The following is an 18,831-nucleotide window of genomic DNA, read 5'->3' as shown; positions in this document are numbered from 1 at the left end:
AATATAATTCATTTCGACTCCCTAAAACCAACCCTCAAACCATTGGGATATTTTAAGGTTTCTAGGTTCATTTCATATTTTTTTAACATAAAATTAGTTTCGTTTGGTTTGGTTCTTTCCGAACTAACCATATCTTTGCGCCTTCAATTCTTAACATTATGGATAAGGAAGAATATCGAAGAGGACTTATAGAGGATTTAGGAATTCATATTGAAAATCAATATTCCTTGCCTCCGCTATCGGCCCGAATTTTTGCCTCGTTGATTATGACAGAAGAGGACGGGTTGACTTTTGATGATTGCCTAACAAGAAGAGGTGCAAGTAAAAGTTCAATATCAACCTCGCTCAATCTTTTATTACAGATGGGGTTTATTAAATATTTCACGAAATCAAGGGACAGGAAACGATACTACACGGTAGCCGCAAAGGATTCCTTTATGATAAAAAAATTAAGCAAAGCACTTAAACAACTGGAAAATGAAGAGAAAATGATGGAAAAACTATCGGATTACAACGAAAAGTTCAATCCTGAAATATTTAAATCAAGCCAAAAAATGAAGGATATATATATGAACTGTATAAAGGAACAAAAGGATATTTTTCTAAAGACCATAGATCAACTGAATGCACTAAAAGAATAATTTTTTTACACTGTTAGTTCGTTTTGTACCGAACCAACAGAATTAACAAAACTTTAATAACAAATTATTATCCATTTAAAATGAAAAAAATATCAATTATAGGTTCCCTTAGTCTATTGATACTATTAAGTTCTTGTTTCGGAAAGGCCACAGAGCAGCAAGCAGGCCCTAAAATGCCTGCACCAAGTCTTAAAGTTGAAGCATTAAACCAAAAAGATATCACCATATTCAACGAATTTTCAACTACGCTTGAAGGCAAGCAGAATGTGGAAATATGGCCAAAAGTATCTGGATTTATACAAAACATCCATGTTGAGGAGGGTCAGAAAATCAAAAAAGGACAACTATTGTTCAAGTTAGAGACCCAAACGATGAACCAAAATGCCAATGCGGCCAAAGCAGCCGTAAATGTGGCCCAGGTCGAAGTGGACAAGTTAAGGCCCTTGGTAGAAAAAAATATCATTAGTCCTGTTCAGTTAACAACTGCAGAAGCCCAACTAAAACAAGCGCAAAGTAATTATGAAAGCATTGTTTCCAATATAAACTACTCCAGAATCACAAGTCCGGTTGACGGTTTTATCGGGGAAATACCCTATAAAACAGGAGCCTTGGTAAGTTCTGCCATGGCAAGCCCACTAACAACCGTTTCCGATATTAGTGAGGTTCGTGCCTACTTTTCCTTTAGCGAAAAAGAATTGTTGAAATTCAAGGAGTCCATTCCCTTAAACCAGAAAAACCAATTTGACCTTGAGAACGCCAATGATGCACGATTGGTGATGGTCAATGGGGAGGAATATCCTGAGCCCGGTAAGATTGCCATGATCAATTCAATTATCAACAGCACTACAGGGAGCGCCACGGCACGAGTGGATTTTAAAAATCCGAACAACCTATTAACCAGTGGTAGTACAGGTAAGATTAAAATTCCATATCTCTATAAAAATGCCTATGAGATTCCTCAAAAAGCAACCATAGACCTACAAGGCAATAAGTTGATATTCATTGTAAAGGATGACAACACCATAACCACAAAGCCTATACGGATTTCCGCAAATACCGAAAAAGGATTCATTGTAACCAGTGGCATACAACCTGGAACGACCATTGTTACTGAAGGCGTCTCAAAATTAAGGGATGGAATGACCATTAATCCCATTCAATAAATATTCCGCACAACATATAATCTAAAAAACATGTTTCAAAAATTCATAGATCGTCCCGTACTATCTACGGTAATATCGGTCATCATTGCCATACTCGGAATCTTGGGATTAACCTCCTTACCGATTGAACAATATCCAGAAATCGCACCGCCTACAATACAAGTTACCACAACGTACACAGGGGCAAATGCTGAAACCGTACTCAACAGTGTTGTTATTCCTTTAGAGGAACAGATCAACGGTGTGGAAGGAATGACCTATATGACCTCCAATGCGAGTAATGATGGAGCTGCTACCATCAATGTATTCTTTAAATTGGGTATAGACCCCGATATTGCCGCGGTAAACGTTCAAAATAGGGTTGCTAGAGCGAATAGTGTACTTCCTGAAGCTGTTATAAGGACAGGTGTGGTGACGCAAAAATCACAAACCAGTGCCTTGTTGTTTTTCTCCATGTTTTCAGACAATAAGGATTATGATGCCACATTCGTTGAAAACTACGCACGGATAAATTTAGTACCTAAGCTGCAACGTATCGAAGGGGTTGGTAATGTAACCGTATTCGGCTCCAAGGACTATTCAATGCGTATTTGGTTAAAACCCGATAAAATGGCTGCTTTTAAACTAATGCCCTCGGATATTCAGAGTGCACTTGTTGAACAAAACCTTGAGGCCGCAACGGGTAAAATCGGGGAAAATGCAGATGGGGTCTTCGAATATGTGCTAAAATACAAAGGACGGTTATCTGAAATATCGGAATATGAGGATATTATCATCAAAGCCCAAGACAATGGCCAGTTCTTACGTTTAAAGGATGTTGCGGATATTGAACTTGGCGCCTTTAATTATGGTACCAAGAATGAAGGTATGGGCAAACCGGGTACCGCTGTAGGTATATTCCAAACCTCGGGCTCCAACGCGAACGACATCATTACCGAAATTGAAACTATTCTAAAAGAAAGTAAGGCGGATTTTCCAAAAGGACTGGATTATGTAATTCCTTATAATACCAAGGATTTCCTTGATGCCTCTATCTCACACGTAATACAAACATTGATTGAGGCATTTTTATTGGTATTCGTCGTGGTATTCCTATTCTTACAGGATTTCAGGTCTACCTTGATACCGGCAATAGCTGTCCCGGTAGCGATTGTGGGTACGTTCTTCTTCCTCTCCTTATTTGGGTACTCCATCAATATGTTGACCCTTTTTGCCATGATACTGGCCATTGGTATTGTGGTCGATGATGCCATTGTGGTCGTCGAGGCGGTACACGCCAAGATGGATGCAGGGGCTACCAATGCCAAAACGGCCACGAAAACGGCCATGTCCGAAATTTCAGGGGCCATTATATCAATAACCTTGGTCATGTCAGCCGTATTTATTCCAGTATCCTTTATAAATGGGTCTTCAGGGGTTTTCTACCAACAGTTCGGTATTACATTGGCTATTGCCATTATGATCTCTGCAGTGAACGCCCTGACCCTGAGTCCGGCTTTGGCTGCCCTATTTTTAAAGCCGCACAAAGCATCCGAAGAACATGATAAGGGTTTGAAACACCGTTTCTATAGATCCTTCAATGCCGGATTTAATGCCATTACCGATAAATATGTAGGCTCAGTAAGCTTTATTGCCAAAAGAAAATGGATCACAATAGTCTCACTGGTTATTTTCACAGGTATAACCATCCTATTATTCAAAACCACCCCTTCAGGGTTTATTCCCAATGAGGATAGGGGAATTATCATGGCCGATATTAGTTTGCCTCCGGGAACGACATTGGAACAGACCCAGAAAACGGTTAAAAAACTGGATTCTATTTATGCTTCCATGGATATTATAGATACGAGAATGAACGTTACCGGTTTCAGTTTGTTGAGCAGGGTAAGTGGGGGTTCCTATGGGTTCTCTGTTATCCGTCTTAAAAACTGGGCCGAAAGAAAAGAAGCATCACAATCCGTACAAGCCGTTGTGGGGAGTCTTTTTGCAAAAACAGCAGGACTAAAAGATGCCCGTATTTTCTTCTTTACACCACCAAGTGTTCAGGGATTTGGAAACTCAACGGGTTTTGAAATGAACTTACAGAGTAAGGATGCGGATGATTGGCAAACCGTAGGGAATACCACCAATGAATTTTTGGCTGCCTTGAATGCAAGGCCGGAGGTACAATACGCCATTACACAGTTCAATCCTAATTTTCCACAATATGAACTGCAGGTCGATGTAGAGAAAACAAAATCAGCCGGTTTAGCGGTTACTGATGTCTTTAATGCGATGCAAGGGTATTACGGAGGTTTATACACTACGGATTTCAACAAATTTGGTAAACAATACCGTGTCATGATCCAATCAAAACCAGAGGATAGAGCCGACGAGGGTTCGTTGAACCATATGTACGTAACCAATAAAATGGGTGAATCGGTGCCGGTGTCACAATTCGTGTCCCTAAAGAAAATTTATGGACCGGAAGTGGTGAGCAGGTTCAATTTGCTCAGCTCGGTGAAAATAAATGGGGCCTTAAATCCAGGATATAGTACAGGGGATGCCATCAAGGCCATTGAGGAAGTTTCCGCAAAGGTTTTGCCGAACAATTATACCTATGAATATTCCGGACTTACCAAGGAAGAAAATAATGCAGGCAGCCAGACCATCCTTATTTTCATATTGAGTTTGGTGTTTGTTTATTTCTTGTTGAGTGCCCAGTATGAATCCTATATTTTGCCGTTCTCCATACTACTATCATTACCGGTAGGTATTGCTGGCGCTATAGCATTTATCCATTTTGCAGGTTTAGAGAACAATATCTATTTTCAGATAGCTTTGATCATGTTGATCGGACTGCTATCCAAGAATGCGATTCTAATTGTTGAATTTGCACTACAGCGTAGAAAACACGGTATGTCTATAATGGAATCTGCAATCCATGGTGCCAAAGCCAGGCTTCGACCCATTCTAATGACATCATTCGCCTTTATCTTTGGTTTAATGCCATTGGCCTTATCAAGAGGTATCGGTGCCGTGGGTAACCAATCTATTGGTATGAGTGCCGTTGGGGGCATGTTGATCGGAACCCTATTCGGGGTATTGATAATTCCTGCCCTATATGTCATCTTCCAAACATTACAAGAAAAGGTAACGGGTGCCCCTAACCAAGAAATTCCAGAAATAAAAGAACAATAACGATGAAAAAAATAGTTACAAATAAACTTATACTAGTTGCTTTTCTTCCGCTCTTGCTACAATCCTGTTTTGTGGCGAAAACCTACGAAAGGCCAACTGTGGAGACCGAAAATCTTTTTAGGACCGATCAGCTTCCACAAGACAGTGTTTCGTTCGCATCGGTTTCTTACAAAGACCTATTTTCCGATGAATATCTAAAAACCTATATCGAAAAAGGATTGGAGAACAATTTGGATATTAGGATAGCCTTGCAGCGTATAAATGCTGCTGAGGCCTATGTTAAACAGGGGAAAATGGGATACTTTCCCACCTTGAATGCTTCGGCAACAGCTACAAGAACTGCCAGGAACAGTGAAAACGGCCAATTCGGAAGTTTGTTCACCCAACCCTACAATCAGTTTGATATTACTGGGGCCTTATCCTGGGAAGCTGATATCTGGGGTAAGATTAGAAGCAGCAAAAGAGCAAGTGATGCCAGCTATTTACAAACCGTTGCTGCCCATAAGGCGGTAAAAACAGACTTAGTTGCCCAAATAGCGATTACTTATTATCAGCTTTTGGCCCTAGATCAACAGATAAAGGTCACTGAAGAAACCATTATAAACCGTTCAAGTAGCCTTGAGACCATTAAGGCCCTTAAAGATGCGGGACAAGCAAATCAAGTTGGGGTAGATCAAACCGCCGCACAACTCTATGGTGCCCAAAGTCAATTGTTAGACCTTAAAAATTCACTTTTTATCACAGAAAACACGTTGGGTTTATTATTGGGTGAAGAACCGCAATACTACCCTCGTAGTACGCTCGAAGACCAAACCTTGGCCGATGAAATGAAACTTGGCGTTCCTTCTTTATTATTGAGAAACCGCCCCGATATTTTGCAGGCCGAATATGCTTTGGTAAATAGTTTTGAACTTACCAATGTGGCAAGAAGTAATTTTTATCCTTCGATCACACTCTCCGCAAATAGCGGTTTTCAAAGTTTGGAGTTGGATAATTGGATAGACTCCAGTTCTATTTTCGCCAATTTGGTGGGTGGACTTACCCAACCCATATTCAATGGAAGAAAGGTAAGAACGGCCTACGAGGTATCCAAAGCCAATCAGGAACAAGCTTTATTGGACTTTAAAAAAGCCCTTTTAATTGCGGGAAAAGAAGTTTCAGAGGCCTTGTATGATTATAATATATCGCTGGAAAAAGAAACATTCATATCAAAACAGGTCGTAGCATTGCGTAGGGCTGAAGATAATTCCCAAGAATTATTGAACAGCGGTTACTTAACTTATCTCGATTTGTTGACGGCCAGGGAAAATGCCTTGAATGCTGAATTGAGTTTGGTAAGCAATAAACTTTCACAGTTATCGGCAACCGTAGAGTTATACCGTTCATTAGGCGGTGGATGGCAGTAATGAAGATAGTGCTGGTGCTTAACCAATGATTTGGTTAAGCCCAGAAAAAAACCATTGAAAAAGGAAATTAAAACCCTTTGGCATGAATCTATTTGACTCATGTTAAAGGGTTTGTTTTATGAGAAAAACCGCTACCATTCAGTAAAAGGATTTTTGCTCAATTGAGAATTATAATATCTTATATCACCTGTCACTTCCTCCCCAAGCCAATCGGGGCGTTCAAAAATGTCTTTTTCATTCCCCAACTCGATTTCGGCGATGGTCAATCCCTTATTGGCCCCATGAAATTCATCCACTTCAAACAGATACTTCCCATTTGGGATTTCATACCTTATTTTATCGATGACCGAGGGTTCACAAAGTTGAAGTAACGCTTCTGCCTCCTCGACCTTAATGCCCGTTTCCCATTCGAACCTTGTAGTGCCCGAAGCATTGGAAATGCCCTTAACGGTCAAGAAACCCTCATCTCCCTTGATCCGTACACGTACCGTTCTATTGGGGTCGGTATTCAGGAACCCTTGCACTATCCTTTTTTGGGAGATTGCCTCTTCCCTATAGGAAGTATTCCTAACCAAATATTTACGCTCTATTTCTACCATAATTGAAAGGTCTTCAAAACTAAAAGTATGTAAATGAAAGCAAAAATCCCCATAAACAATATGGGGATTCTTGGAATATAAAAATGATTCTATTATAAGCTAGGCCTTTTCTACCTTATCCTGCTTGGCCGTAAATGGTATGATCAACATATATGCAAAACACACTAAAAGTACCACAAGGCTTCCCATAATTCCAGAGCTGGAACTAACAAAGCCCATAATCGGAGGTACTACGGCCCCACCTACGATGGCCATAATCAACAATCCTGATATTTCATTTGATCTTGAGGGCATTTTATTTATGGCAATAGAGAATATCAATGGAAATAGATTTCCTGCTCCCAAACCTACAATGAAAATAGCGATATACGCCATCATCTCGGTAGAAGAGAACATGATCATCAAAGTACCTATAATGGCCAAAACCGTAGTAGTTACCAAAAAGAAAATAGGTTTTAGGAATTGGAGTAAAATGGCCCCAACAAACCTACTGATCATTAAGGCCGTAAAGTAAATACTTATACCGTATGATGCATTTTCGAGCGTGAGTCCGTGAAGCTTCATGAGGAATCCTTGAATGTTGGAATTCATTCCCACATCGGCCCCAACAATAAGGAATATTGCGATTACCATCGCAAGTACAAACTTGTTGGTCAGCAGTTTCATACAGGATGCAAAGGTAGCCGGAGTTTCCGATTTTATGCTCTCATCTATCTTGGTACCAGAAAGCCAAAGCAGATTGACCAATGATATCACAGCGTATACGGCGAATACAAGGATCCACTTTTCATATGTAATTGCCATATAAGTGGCAATGATAGGCCCTGTCAATGAAGTGATGGCCTTCATAAATTGGGAAAGACTTAAAAAACTCGAGAGTTTCTCCTTTGGGGTCACTTCCTGTAGCAATGGACTTGCCGCGACCTGTACAATGGTATTACCGATTCCCATAAAGACAAAGGCAATCAAAATCACCACAAAAGAGTAATAGATAAACGGTAGGATAAGTCCAAAAATAGTGATCATAATACCGAGGTTCATCATTTTCTTTTTCCCAATCTTATCTTGTAGTACACCTACGGGAATCGAAAAGACGAAAAACCATATGAACACCATGGATGGGATAAACTGTGCCATGGAATCTGAAAGATCGAAATCTTTCTGTACGTATCCTGTTGAAACGCCCACGATATCAACAAACCCCATAATAATGAAGGTCAGGAATACTGGGAAAAATTTGTTCAGTTGTATTTTATTGGTAGCCATATATAATTATTTTAAATTTCAGGGAGTTCATTTTTTACTACATTCCAAAAGTCGTTCACAAAAAGTTTGGCACTACCGATTATGGCCGCATCTTCCAGCAAGGGAGACACTTCAAACTCCAATTGTAAATCCGCCTTTTGTAAATCGCTCTTTAGTCTTGGCAAGAAAAGGTCACTGGCCTTTGAGATATTGCCACCCATGACAATAATTTCCGCTTGGAACTTTTTAATGAATGGTATCATGAATTCAGCCATATTAGCACCAAATTCATTGAAAACCCTTCTTGAATCATCGGTATCCGCCGCAGCGATTTCCTTTACACCCTTTACACGTTTAGAAGTAATTTCATAATACCTTTCAATACACCAACGGGTAGAGAAATAATCATCGCCTATTCCTGCTTTATAGGATTTATCCCATAAACAACCATCTTCAGGTACGTCCTTAGAATTTACTTGGGGCACACCATTGTTGATAAAAGCAGAACCAAAACCAGTTCCCAGTGTAACAACAATAACCCTTTTGCATTTTTTTGCCTTTCCTTGAGTGGATACCCCTACACCAAAAGAGGTGGCATCGTTCAGAAACCTTAGGCTTACTTTTTCGCTGTTAATGAACTTAGGCAGTTCTTCAGGTACAGAAACATTATACAAGCTTTCATACTTATCATTCTCTCCCTGGAAAAGGGCTACTCCTGTTTTATAATTGAATGGCCCAGGAATCGCAAAACCTATATCCGCTCTAGTTTGCAATGAAGCACTTTCAATGGTTTTGTTTATGGCCTTGCACCAGTCTTGCATAATCACATCCTTCGATGCCTTATTGTCTATTTTAGCAGAAAACGTCGTATTTTCAAGAATTTCAAAGGTTCTTAAATTAACAGCTGCGCTCGTAATATGGCTTCCACCAATATCTGCCCCAATTGCTATTTGATCGGTCATATTTATTCTATTTAGGTTCGCTTTTTATTAAAAAATGGATTAAACATTCTATTGATTTTTCAACTTCATTTGTGGGACATCGGACATATAAAAATTCAGATGACCTCCTTTGGTTATTTCCTTAAAAGGAATATCCAGTTTGTCATACGCATTACCATTCAACTCAATACTGTCGATATAAAAATTGCTTTTTTTAGCATTGGACGTCGTTATCGTAAAAGGCTGTCCCTTATCGTTTTTAACCTTGATCTCGACCTTATCAAACGTAGGACTTCCGAATTGGAAACTTGGTTCCTCACCGGTTAATCCCTTAACATCGAAAATACCCAAGGACGACATAACATACCATGCCCCAAGTTGTCCCTGATCCTCATCCTGTCCATAACCATAACCGTGAATTTCCCCTGTACCATAAAACTTATCTTCGATCAATCTGGTCCATTTCTGTGTCAACCATGGTTTTCCCGAAAAATTGAATAGCCATGAAATATGTAGATTGGGTTGGTTCCCATGGTTATACAACGTCTTTATACCTGCGAAGGCATCGATACCCTCCCCACCAAATGCCGTTTTTTCAGAGATCCTAAAAATGGAATCCAACCGGGTATTGAATTTTTCCTTTCCAATCAGTTCTACCAAAGCCTCGGGTTCATGGGGAACATAAAACGTATATTGCCATGCGTTGCCTTCCTGAAATCCGATCCACGGGGCCAATGGATCAAAATCCTTAATGAATTGGCCATCTTTCAACCTAGGCCTAAAGAATCCTGTTTCCTTATCATAAAATCCTTTCCATGCATGGGATAATTTCATCAGCATACGATAATCATCCATTTTTCCCATTTTATGGGCCATTTGGGCAACTGCATAACTACTAAACGCGTATTCCAACGAATGTGAAACAGAAAATGCCGACCCTTCAGGAACGTTTGCCCTATGGTTCCTTTTTCTTTCAATATAAGGAATAAATCCGTTTTCAATAAAGCTCTTTAGATCCATTTTCCCAGCTCCTTCCTTTCTGTCTTGGTATCCGACCTCATTTTTCAATGCCGCTTCATAAGCAAGTTCAATATTATCCTTAAGAACTCCCGTTTGATAGCCGGCAGCTATAACCAAACCTGTGAAATTTGTACCTACCCCAGAAACATACCTGCCATTGGCTATCCCATCTGCCAGCCAACCGGAGTTCTTGTACACTTCCAATTGGGACTGAACAAAATCGTTATAGTATTCGGGCCACACCAAGGCCCATAATTGCGTTAAATTCCAAAATGCACCCCATACCGCATCGGTATTGTAGACATTATATTTGGGTTCCCCTGAAGCCAATAAGGGCAATTGGCCAACAGAACCATCGTTTTGTGGAAACTGGCCATTAACGTCATTGGATAATCCCCTACCTAAAAGGGCGTGAAAAAGCGATGTATAGAATTTTGTCTTCTTGACCTTGGAGGAATCGGTTACCCTGATCTTATCAAATTCGTTTTCCCAAGCTGTGGTTGCCATTTCCTTTGCCTGATCAAAATCCAAGGTTGCGGCCTCGGTCCGAAGGTTGATCTTCGCATTTTCTATCGATGTATAGGACAGGCCTGTCTTTATGGTAATTTGATCGGCATCGGATGTTTTATACTTAAAAAACATTCCAGCACCCACACCCGAAATGGAATCCGTATCCTTAATGACATTTTCCCCTTTAAAAACACCATGCGCTTCAGGTTTTTTACTTACTTCGGCATAAAAGAACATTTTTATGTCGCCGTCGGTTTGATACTTTTTTACATATTCGGGGTAGGTGATCACATAACCCTGGAGCGTTCCATCATTGTTATAGGTTACGTTGGCATCCTTTACTTTTCCACTTTCCCCCAATTGGTTTCCAATATCAAAAAGCAAATAGGAATTGTCTGATTTCGGGAAAGTATACCGTTGGAAACCCACCCTTTTCGTCGCCGTTAATTCCACTTGAACATTATAATCCTTAAGGAGCACTTTATAATAACCCGGTATGGCAACCTCATCTTTTCTATCGAAACGGGACCTATACCCTTCATCGGGTTTCTCCAAGGTACCGGGAATGGTTTTTAGCCCACCTGTAATACCAGTAAATAGAAACCCACCTATTTGAAATTCATGCAAGTTTGCAAATCCCTCAATACTGTTCTGCCGACTGTCATAACCTACAGCCTCCCATCCACTTTTATTCCCGTAGGAGCCATTGGTCGAGGGTGCCAATTTTGCCATACCAAAGGGCATTGCAGCGGGGGTATAAAAAAACCAACGACTGTGAGCGGTACCAATATTGGGATTTACGTATTGTGAAAGATTTTCTTTTTGGGGAGACTTCGTTTCAATATCGGAATTACACCCCAATGGGACAATAATCAAAACTAAAATTGACAGAAATGCAACACCAATATTTAATCCCCGAAAGTTCATTTAAGTATATAGTAAGGTGGTAGATCTGATAAGATCTTTTAAAGAACACATCATAAATCCCTTTTTATTTCAATATCGTAAGTAAAGTAATCGGTATTATAGAACACGATATTGAATTCAACCGGTCTATCCCCAGGATCGCATACCAACCGTTCCCTTCGTAAAATAGGCACTTCCGGGGCTAGATCTAATATGGAAACCAAATTTGAATCCGCCTTTACCGCACTTAACCGCTCTTTGGAAGTCGCTACGATGGTATCATGCTCGGTCTCTAACAGTTCGTAAAGTGGTGTGACGAAATTCTCTTCCCCCGTTATTCCAACCCTTGGATGGAAATAGGATACGGAATATAGATACTTTGCCTCTTTCGACCCACGTACTTTTTCTAGCTTCCATATTTTTTTCGATGTGGAAATGGATAAGGCATCATAAACTTCGTCCGGAGCTATTTCCAAAGTCGCCTTTACCACATAGTTGACGACTTCAATACCCAGTTTCTCCATTTCTTTGGTGAAACTGATCCAATTATCGAGTCGTGTAGCGATTTTTTTGTTGAGGACTTTGGTGCCGACTCCCTTTTTACGTTCAATAAGTTGGTCTTGAACCAATGCATTTACGGCTTGGCGTACCGTATTTCTGGACACCCCTAATTTTTTCGCCAAGGTTACTTCCTTAGGTAGGAAAAACTTTCCACTTCGGTATTCTTCCTGAACGATCAAAGACCTCAGGTATCCCTCAATCTGTGCATGAAGCGGCACAGGACTATTTTGGTCTAGTTTAAAGTCCATACCCAAATATTATCCATATTCCTTCGTTGATCATCCTCACCTATTCGATATGGGAATTTGCCCATTCTTCAAAGTTAAGAATTGCTGTGTAAAGTACACCAGCAGAACCACGAAAAGTACCCGAACCCTCAGGTTTATTATCAACAGTGTACCATTCATAAAAGCCATCATTTTTTATAACCCTATCGGTCATCGGCAATAATTGTTGATAAGCGTCTTCAACAAAGCCATATTTCACCAATTGCTGGATCATTCTTGCCCCAAACCAGGTCCAATCCCCACCATTTTGGTAGCTGTATTCCGGATTCATAATTTGGTTCTCAAAGTATCCTTCAGGATATGGGGGATATAGGGTTAGACCGATCGATCCCGCACCGGCTTGTTTTACCCTGGAAACCATTTCATCGATAGAGACTTTAATTTCCTCCCTTGAAAGCAACCCCGCCTCTATGGCTACGGCAGTACCCCCAAAGTAGTAGATTTCGTTCTCATTAAAATCCTCCGGAAACGGTGAACCGTCCAAATAGATATGCGGTATAAACTTTTGGGCTTTACCATCCCACAGATGATTTTTGGCATTCTTTGCCAATTGTCTCCTGATTGGCAACCATTGATCCGTAAGGTCCGGCAATAGTTCAAGCATATTATCCAAGGCAATGATCAGCATGGCATTGTCATAAATATCAATGGCCCTATGTGTATTCCCATCAATATCAACACCCCAACCGTGCTCTGGTTGTACATCGCCCCAGTCAGCCGTGGTTGCCCCCCATATAAGTCCGTATTCCTTGGAGAAACGCTTGTCCATTAAAAACTGTATGGCCCACGCCATACGTTCGGCCACCGTCTTATCACCTATTTTAGCATCGAGAATAGTCCTATCCCCGGTTGTCTTTACATATTTGTACACGGCCTGGATCAAAGAAGTTTCCTGATCGGTCTCAACAGTGTTCTTGTGGCCCGCATAGCGGGGCTCCAATTCGAAGTAGCTGAAATCGGTTTCTTCCTTAGTAATGGCTTCGGCAGGTGTAAACCCATCGATAATATTGCCATCATCGCCTTGCATTCTAAAAAACACCAAGAGGTTTTCCTTTAATTCCTCTGGCGGATACACTTCCGCTGAAAGTTCAATAAACGTATTATAGTCCCTTATCCAAACCTCACGATAGCCATCACCGGCATTGAATCCGGTCTCGATAACCGCCAAGGCCTTTTTCTTAACAGCATCGAATTGTTGGTTGGAAAGTACTTTTTGGGCAAGTTCCTTATTCTCCTTCGGGGCCTTGCATCCTAGCACTACCAGGCTCAAGACAAAAGCGAGCATTTTTCTCATTTTCCTTTATTTTTTTTAGACTTTTATTTTTTGTTGGACATTGATGGTGGAAGGCTTTTGATGCCCCATTTTTTATTGGGTTCGGGACCCATTTCCAATTCTAGTTTCCCTCCTTTCAACAGCTCCTTTGAAGGGAACCAAAAGTTCTTTAATCTTTTTCCGTTCAGCGTTGCACTTTGTACATATTTATTGTTGAACGATGTGTTTTTTGCCTCAATAACAAAAGTTTTACCTCTTCCGTATCGCCCACCTAAATCTATTTCCACCTTTTTGAAAATAGGACTTCCTATTTCATAGATAGGATCTACACGGACCCCACCATCTGTTTGAAAAAGCCCTAAGGATGCCATCATGAACCATGCACTCATTTGCCCTTGATCCTCATCGCCTAAATAGGCGTTGGACAAACCAAAACCATAATACCTATCAATAATATCCCTACTCCACTTCTGCGTTAACCAAGGTTTTTTAACCCAATTGAACAAGAATGAAAAATGCATGGATTGTTGGTTTCCTTGCGTAACTGGAAAATCCCAATACAACTCATTGGGCGCATTGTACCGCCACGGACTACTGATATTAAAACCATCATCCAAACGTTTTGCGAATTCCTCCTCACCAACAATGGCAGCAAGTGCCGGGACATCTTGTGGAACAAAAAATGTCAATTGCCACGCATTACCTTCAACAAACTGAAAATTGCCTGCCGTTTTAATAGGATCAAAATCGGGGAACCAGGAACCGTCGGAATGCCTTAAATGGGCAAAGCCCCCATCTGGGTTAATGGCATTTTTCCACCAATACCCTCTTCGTATAAATTCGTCATATTCCTTATCCTTACCTAATGCCTTTGCCAGTTGAGATACAGCAAAGTCATCAAAGGAGTATTCCAGGGTATTTGAAAAACGCCCTTTGTTATACGGCACATAATGGTATTTTAGATAAGGCTCCAGGTCCCTATTCCCCGCATAACCATTCCCTACCTTTTGCCCTAAAGTGGTCTGCATTTTATAAACAGCCTCAAAGGCCTTTTCTGCATCGATATTGCCAACGCCCATTTGATAGGCCCCCACGATAAGTGGAATCTCATGTTCCGCCACCATAACCGGAATATATTCCATTCCAGCCGGTCCTTTGGCCAACCAGCCATTGGCATCATACATTCCTAACTGTGAATTCACCCATTTCGATGACCAATCCGGTGTCACCAAATTCCAAAATTGATTTAAATTCCAAAACGTATTCCAAAAGGCATCACACCCTAAAGCCACTCCATTGGGGTCTTCAATTTTTTGAACCTGCTCCTCGGCATCGACCCAACTACCATCAACATCACTGAATATATTCCTACTTACCAAAGCACGGTACATGTTTGAATAAAACCGTGTTTTTTCCAATCGGTCATTCGATGTAATCAGGACCCTCTCGAATAAATCGTTCCACGCATTTTCTTGATTCTCCCGAACTTTTTCAAAACTCCAACCAAAAGGTTTTGTTATTTCTTCCTTTAAATTAAGGGCAGCGTTATCTATACTTACATACGAGATAGCGGTTCTTGTCTGTACCACTTGGTTATCCTTGGTATCAAATTCAACAAAGGCGACTACATCTTCCGGATTTTCAACCTTAAATTCCGCAGTATTCGTAGTGGCGGCATCATCCTTTCCTTCTTTATCGCCATCTACCCAGACACCAAAATCCTTGATTGGGACATCAAACTCCATCACAAAATGTACGGTATACTCTTGCGCTATATCATCCCATTCCTTGGGTTGATCACCATCTTCGACAAATTGTTTCCTATAATAGCCTTCTCCCCAAACCGAAGGGGATATTTGTTTACTATAACCAACAATCTTATAATCGTTTACTTTTTTAATATAAGCTTCTTCAATCTTATAGTTGTATTCTGAAGGAGTCTGCAGATCAACAAGTATTCTGGAGTTGGGCTTATCCTTTGGATAGGTATACCGCTGAAAACTGGCACGTGTAGTAGCCGTGAGTTCCGCCTTGATCTTATAATCACTTAAAAACACGGAATAGTACCCCAACGGTGCCTGCTCTGTATTTTTGTCAACACGTGAACGATAACCGGAATCGGGTTCTCCGGGGTTCCCTACCTCGGTAATCAAAGGGCCGTTGGTGGGAAAAGTTCCCAAACCTGCCATCGTCCATTCGTGGATATGGCTGAATGTGCCCACACTTTCAAATGAAGGCTGATACCCTGCTTGCCATCCACTTTTTTGGTTATCCGGACTTATCTTAACCATCCCGAATGGCATCCATGGTCCAGGGGCGATCATCCATCTAGAATGCCCTGTCCCTATTTTGGTATCGACATAATCAACTAATTGATTTTGTTTTTTAGGTAACCTTTCCACAGTTCCCTTTTCTATTGGTTTACCATCCAATAAAACCGTGTAACTACTGGTTTTTGATGTTTTTACGGCCGTCATGGGTGCTTCATAGATGCTTCTACCATGCTCTACGGTTTCTTCGAATATAACTTTGCCATCTAACTGTACCTGAAGCAATGGATTTCCTGAAAGATGCTGAACATCCAATAGCAAAGGCTGGATTTCTTTGTTATCGATCTTCAATTCGTAGTCCGCAGCTGCAACATTTCTTAAGAATGCGTTTTCGGGTTTTATCAACTTCACATTTTCGGGTCCTTCCAAGCGAACTTGGTCAAAAACCAACCAACTGCCTTCCAAAGTCGTCAATTGTATGCTATTGCCACCACGCTTTATCAATCCTTCCGGAATAGGGATACTCAATTTTTGTTCCTTGGTATCCTTATTAACTCCCTTTAAGGCATCGGCATTCTGACCTTTATCGAGCTTGAACTTCCATGATTCATCATTGACACTTACTTTAAAGAAGGGTGGCGTTTCAGGGTTACAATCCAAAACATCAACTACCAATCTCCAAGAGCCCTTGCTTGGTTTTTCGTTAATTCCAAACAGAATATTTATTTCATGTGGACGTATACCCGCTAATCCCGAAGTACCTCCCCAATAATCCATTGCCCCTGGCAATACAAATGGAAAGTCTTTTTTTTCATCGGAAAAACCGACTAAATAAAACCGGTCTTCCCATCCAAAATCATGTTCCAAAAACTTGGTATACCCAGAATTCGCCAAGGCAAATTCCGAGCTACTATCATCCGATTCCCCTATTTGCCAAACCGTTGAATCCTGTGCTTGCGAAGCGGTCAACCATACTACCGCGATAATTAAAAAACGAAACTTCAAATAACCCATATGTTTTAGTTTTAACATGCCTCATCCTTTACAAAAGATACAATAACCTTGGCCTTGGTCTTCCCTTTATTCACCAAGGAATAATTTTCGGCCGATGCAGGAACCGCAAAAGTTTCCGCAAAATGGAAGGTTTGGGTTTTGCTGCCCTCGACCTCCAATTCAATGGACTCTCCCTCTACCAACATCAACACATGACACTGATCATTCGTTCTTATAGCGACTTTACTATCGAATTCATATCGATAGATATCATAAAAATGATCCTTGTGCGTTGGTAGGTGTATTTTTTTCCAACCCTCCCCTGATGCTTCGGTCATAGGTTTTGCCACCAGGGTGTCGGACACCTTTTTCCCCTGTCTGTCAAAATTGAGGTTTTCAAAAGCCCTATCAATATTCATAGGTCGAGGGTTACCCTCTAGATCCATACGTTGCCAGTCATACATCTTAAAGGTAAAGATGTACGGTGTTGCACTAATTTCCAAAACCATATTGTTAATCCCTGAACAATGGATAGTACCGTGGGGAATTAGAAAAAGATCATGCTTATGTGCTGGAAGTTTCTGTACATATTTTTCAACATCCAATTCCTCCTTGGATGTATAACTATATTCCAAGGCCCTTTTAAAACCATTGGGGTCAATACCCTCTTGAAAGCCCAAATACACTTCGGCATCTTCACCGGCATCAAGGATGTAATACGTTTCGTCCTGTGTGAAATTCTCGCCAAACTCCTTTTTGATATACTCCGGTTTCGGATGACATTGCACCGATAGGTTTCCTCCCTGAAAAGTATCCAAAAAATCGAACCGAATCGGAAATTCATCACCAAACCTATGCGCTGCCTTTCCTAGAACATTTTCACTTTCCTGGAACATCAACATATCAAAAGAGACTTCCAACATGGCCCCATCACTTTCAAACAACAAACCGTTCTCTGGTACGATCATCTCAAAAGACCAAGCGTAATTGGGCACATCCGGATTCAGCTCCTTAAACCGGTCTTTCATCCATTGGCCACCCCAAACACCAGGTTCGAACCATGGCCTTACCCTGAAGTGACTTTGGGACATACTTTTGAGTCCATCCCTCAATTTTCTTCCACGCATCCAAACTGGATGCCCTGGTCTTTGCTGATCCACGATAATCGAAATATTCGGTAATAGTCTTTTCTTTTCCTTGTTCAAAATAGGCCAATCAACAAAATAGAAATGCTTATACATTTGTTTATGGTCTTTAGGGGAACCAAAACCTAAATTGGTGATGGCATTGGCCCGCATACGATACTGAAGCTCATTCTTTGGAAGGTCAAAATAAACAAGTTTCCCGTCCAAGTCCATTTCACTGGCCCCCGTACCATAAACGATTTTAATATCAACCTTGTCATCCAAGACATTGGACATTCTAGTTTTATCGAAATAATCACTTAGCTCCAAATTTGTCTTAAAACCGAAAATGGGATCATCACCGCCCAAAAATGGATCTATCATGGACTTTAATTCCTCTTCCGGTTTTAAGAAACCATCAATGTTCTGGATAGAGGTACTTAACCCCATGTTTTGAAACGCCGCATCCAATGAGGTAATTACCTCATTCCAATCCACACCTACATAGCCATCCAAAACCAGGGTGTCTGACTTGGCCAATTCCATAGCCAAAGTGGTATACCCTTCATTGATAGCCCCACTTTCAATAGAAAACGAGGGATAAATGCTATAGGATGAATCAACTTGTTCTTTTTTTTCGACAGGAATTAAAAATTGGGATGTTTTTCTTTTCATCATACTTATTTATAAAAGGAATACACGAATATAATAA

General features: G+C 40.8%; 12 protein-coding genes. 4 read left to right on the top strand and 8 right to left on the bottom strand.

Annotated features, from left to right (window positions below; translation table 11 throughout):
- Window positions 1–158 precede the first annotated feature (158 nt).
- From HPE56_RS16565 to HPE56_RS16550, 4 genes are all read left to right on the top strand, one after another.
- Window positions 159–641, top strand: a complete 483-nt coding sequence (locus HPE56_RS16565) for a GbsR/MarR family transcriptional regulator (protein WP_188244870.1) — start codon at window positions 159–161, stop codon at window positions 639–641.
- A gap of 80 nt (window positions 642–721) precedes the next feature.
- Window positions 722–1,804, top strand: coding sequence for an efflux RND transporter periplasmic adaptor subunit (locus HPE56_RS16560; RefSeq protein ID WP_188244869.1), 1,083 nt, complete (start codon window positions 722–724; stop codon window positions 1,802–1,804).
- A 30-nt stretch (window positions 1,805–1,834) separates the two neighbouring features.
- A complete protein-coding gene (locus HPE56_RS16555; RefSeq protein WP_188244868.1) occupies window positions 1,835–4,984 on the top strand; it encodes an efflux RND transporter permease subunit in 3,150 nt (1,049 codons plus the stop codon).
- Between the two features lie 2 nt (window positions 4,985–4,986).
- Window positions 4,987–6,390: a TolC family protein gene (locus HPE56_RS16550; RefSeq protein ID WP_188244867.1), complete on the top strand. Its 1,404-nt coding sequence runs from the start codon at window positions 4,987–4,989 to the stop codon at window positions 6,388–6,390.
- 131 nt (window positions 6,391–6,521) lie between these two features.
- On the opposite strand, the gene HPE56_RS16545 is transcribed toward HPE56_RS16550, so the two are convergent.
- The 8 genes from HPE56_RS16545 to HPE56_RS16510 form a co-directional block, all read right to left on the bottom strand.
- Window positions 6,522–6,989, bottom strand: coding sequence for a CYTH domain-containing protein (locus HPE56_RS16545; protein ID WP_188244866.1), 468 nt, complete (start codon window positions 6,987–6,989; stop codon window positions 6,522–6,524).
- Window positions 6,990–7,088: 99 nt separating this feature from the next.
- Entirely contained in the window at window positions 7,089–8,255 is a 1,167-nt protein-coding gene (locus tag HPE56_RS16540; protein WP_188244865.1) for an MFS transporter, read from the bottom strand.
- Between the two features lie 11 nt (window positions 8,256–8,266).
- Window positions 8,267–9,196: an ROK family protein gene (locus HPE56_RS16535; protein WP_188244864.1), complete on the bottom strand. Its 930-nt coding sequence runs from the start codon at window positions 9,194–9,196 to the stop codon at window positions 8,267–8,269.
- 48 nt (window positions 9,197–9,244) lie between these two features.
- Entirely contained in the window at window positions 9,245–11,632 is a 2,388-nt protein-coding gene (locus tag HPE56_RS16530; RefSeq protein ID WP_188244863.1) for a GH92 family glycosyl hydrolase, read from the bottom strand.
- Window positions 11,633–11,682: 50 nt separating this feature from the next.
- Window positions 11,683–12,420, bottom strand: coding sequence for a GntR family transcriptional regulator (locus HPE56_RS16525; RefSeq protein ID WP_188244862.1), 738 nt, complete (start codon window positions 12,418–12,420; stop codon window positions 11,683–11,685).
- Window positions 12,421–12,460: 40 nt separating this feature from the next.
- The gene (locus HPE56_RS16520) at window positions 12,461–13,753 is read right to left on the bottom strand and encodes a GH36-type glycosyl hydrolase domain-containing protein (RefSeq protein WP_188244861.1); all 1,293 of its coding nucleotides are present in this window, start codon (window positions 13,751–13,753) and stop codon (window positions 12,461–12,463) included.
- A 23-nt stretch (window positions 13,754–13,776) separates the two neighbouring features.
- On the bottom strand, window positions 13,777–17,016 hold the full coding sequence (locus tag HPE56_RS16515; RefSeq protein ID WP_188244860.1) for a GH92 family glycosyl hydrolase: 3,240 nt from the start codon (window positions 17,014–17,016) through the stop codon (window positions 13,777–13,779).
- A gap of 11 nt (window positions 17,017–17,027) precedes the next feature.
- On the bottom strand, window positions 17,028–18,797 hold the full coding sequence (locus HPE56_RS16510) for a class I mannose-6-phosphate isomerase (RefSeq protein ID WP_223170352.1): 1,770 nt from the start codon (window positions 18,795–18,797) through the stop codon (window positions 17,028–17,030).
- Window positions 18,798–18,831 lie beyond the last annotated feature (34 nt).

It is taken from the genome of Maribacter aquimaris (assembly GCF_014596745.1).
Taxonomy (GTDB): domain Bacteria; phylum Bacteroidota; class Bacteroidia; order Flavobacteriales; family Flavobacteriaceae; genus Maribacter_A; species Maribacter_A aquimaris.
This window is presented reverse-complemented; position numbering and strand designations above follow the sequence as displayed.

Coding starts and splice junctions, on each gene's coding strand:
- HPE56_RS16520 (WP_188244861.1), bottom strand. CDS start 13,753: ATGAGAAAAATGCTCGCTTTTGTCTTGAGCCTGGTAGTGCTAGGATGC.
- HPE56_RS16530 (WP_188244863.1), bottom strand. CDS start 11,632: ATGAACTTTCGGGGATTAAATATTGGTGTTGCATTTCTGTCAATTTTA.
- HPE56_RS16555 (WP_188244868.1), top strand. CDS start 1,835: ATGTTTCAAAAATTCATAGATCGTCCCGTACTATCTACGGTAATATCG.
- HPE56_RS16545 (WP_188244866.1), bottom strand. CDS start 6,989: ATGGTAGAAATAGAGCGTAAATATTTGGTTAGGAATACTTCCTATAGG.
- HPE56_RS16525 (WP_188244862.1), bottom strand. CDS start 12,420: ATGGACTTTAAACTAGACCAAAATAGTCCTGTGCCGCTTCATGCACAG.
- HPE56_RS16560 (WP_188244869.1), top strand. CDS start 722: ATGAAAAAAATATCAATTATAGGTTCCCTTAGTCTATTGATACTATTA.
- HPE56_RS16515 (WP_188244860.1), bottom strand. CDS start 17,016: ATGGGTTATTTGAAGTTTCGTTTTTTAATTATCGCGGTAGTATGGTTG.
- HPE56_RS16550 (WP_188244867.1), top strand. CDS start 4,987: ATGAAAAAAATAGTTACAAATAAACTTATACTAGTTGCTTTTCTTCCG.
- HPE56_RS16565 (WP_188244870.1), top strand. CDS start 159: ATGGATAAGGAAGAATATCGAAGAGGACTTATAGAGGATTTAGGAATT.
- HPE56_RS16540 (WP_188244865.1), bottom strand. CDS start 8,255: ATGGCTACCAATAAAATACAACTGAACAAATTTTTCCCAGTATTCCTG.
- HPE56_RS16535 (WP_188244864.1), bottom strand. CDS start 9,196: ATGACCGATCAAATAGCAATTGGGGCAGATATTGGTGGAAGCCATATT.
- HPE56_RS16510 (WP_223170352.1), bottom strand. CDS start 18,797: ATGATGAAAAGAAAAACATCCCAATTTTTAATTCCTGTCGAAAAAAAA.